The 366-nt window shown below is 69.9% G+C and carries 1 pseudogene; it reads right to left on the reverse strand.

The features are described 5' to 3' along the window. Window positions 1-126: 126 nt before the first annotated feature. Window positions 127-366, reverse strand: a pseudogene (locus IH00_RS0133555) (IS701 family transposase); the annotation flags it as partial.

Consider the following 366-nt stretch of genomic DNA (forward strand, 5'->3'; position numbering starts at 1 on the left):
GGTCTCGAAGAGACCGCCCCTCGATCGTGCGACAGCGTCGCTGGTAGTGGCAGCGGCGGGCGACTGCTTGGCGTCGTCGGCGCCAGCTCGACCAGCTCATCGCGTGGCGTCGGCTTCGGTGTCCGCTCAGGTGCGGGGGCCGGCGGAGACAAGCTGCCAGGAGTCGCCGAACCTCCGCCACTGTGAGCTCGATGGCCCCGGCTGCCTCACCGGTTCCGCCCCCTTTTCCCGGGCCTCGTGTGCCGTGGTCGCCAGGAAGGCGTGCGCGAGCATGGCGAGGGTGATGTGCCGGTACCAGCCCACGTAGCGGCGGACCTCGTACTGGTCCAGGCCGCACTCGTTCTTCGCGGCCTGGAAGCATTCCTC

Origin of the sequence: Streptomyces sp. NRRL S-118 (assembly GCF_000716335.1) — a bacterium.
Lineage (GTDB): Bacteria > Actinomycetota > Actinomycetes > Streptomycetales > Streptomycetaceae > Streptomyces.